The 1151-nt window shown below is 39.1% G+C and carries 2 protein-coding genes; both read right to left on the bottom strand.

Annotation, left to right across the window (positions count from 1 at the left end):
• Positions 1-288: glutathione peroxidase (locus ACS8FD_RS15945; RefSeq protein WP_439276567.1), on the bottom strand; the 288-nt coding region annotated here is incomplete at its 3' end.
• 109 nt (positions 289-397) lie between these two features.
• The gene (gene msrB / locus ACS8FD_RS15950) at positions 398-823 is read right to left on the bottom strand and encodes a peptide-methionine (R)-S-oxide reductase MsrB (RefSeq protein WP_319050608.1); all 426 of its coding nucleotides are present in this window, start codon (positions 821-823) and stop codon (positions 398-400) included.
• Positions 824-1151: the final 328 nt, after the last annotated feature.

The raw sequence follows: 1151 nt of genomic DNA on the forward strand, positions 1-1151 counted from the left end.
GACTTTGGCCATCATCGGAAAGCTAACACCATAGTTCTTTTGACAAAACGCACCAATCTCATCGTTACTGCCTGGATCTTGACTGCCAAATTGGTTACAAGGAAAACCAATGACGACCAGTCCTTGATCTTTGTACTGTTGGTATAATGATTCTAACCCTTCAAACTGCGGCGTAAAACCGCATTTACTTGCCGTATTAACGATTAGTAATACGTTATCTTTGTAATCAGAAAATGCTTGCAAGCTACTGTCCATGCGCTCAGCGGTAAAATCATAAATCGTACTCATTATTCATCCTTAAATGGAGGTTTTTATTTTTTTGAGCATTCAAGCAAATACTATTGAAAAGGAAGCACCAAGTACTTCCCTCTCACACTTCTAAAATCATCTACATGACTTACTTTTCGGACTTATCTAAATCAATAGATACTGAGTTGATGCAATAGCGCATACCAGTCGTCTCGGTAGGACCATCTGGAAATACGTGACCCAAATGAGCACCGCAATTGCTACAGGTGACTTCTGTGCGAGTCATGCCTAGCGAGTTGTCAACGTGCTCGTCAATCGCGCTGTTGTCAATACCTTGGTCAAAACTTGGCCAACCGCAGCTAGCATCAAACTTACTACTCGAATCAAACAAGCTAGCACCGCAGCCTTTACAGCGATAAACGCCATCATCGGTCGCATCATTGTACACACCTGTGAATGGGCGCTCTGTACCTTTCTCACGCATCACATGGTATTCATCAGCACTTAAACGCTCTTTCCAGTCAGCTTCAGTCAATTGGCTGATTTCTTCTTTGCTTAATTGGTTATCTTGCATGGTTTATCCTTATTAGAGTATGGGTTATCTAGTCTGTATATAGCGTTTTGTTACAAACACTACCCTGCTATAAATACATTGGCAGACTAATCTAACACCTTCTATCTATTGACTATATAACGATTATTCAAGGTAACTATACAATTTCCGTTACATATATATGTCATCTACGATAGCCATTACTTATTAATACTTATGACAACCAATATATCAGATGCAAAAAATCTAACTACAACGTGTTGGCTGCAGCCTTCTTACTTTAACATAGTCGAATGCAAGAATAACTTGCAAAGACAATAATTAAAAAACTTGCATCTATATGGATAAT

It is taken from the genome of Psychrobacter sp. 1U2, from assembly GCF_051847575.1.

Coding starts and splice junctions, on each gene's coding strand:
- msrB (WP_319050608.1), bottom strand. CDS start 823: ATGCAAGATAACCAATTAAGCAAAGAAGAAATCAGCCAATTGACTGAA.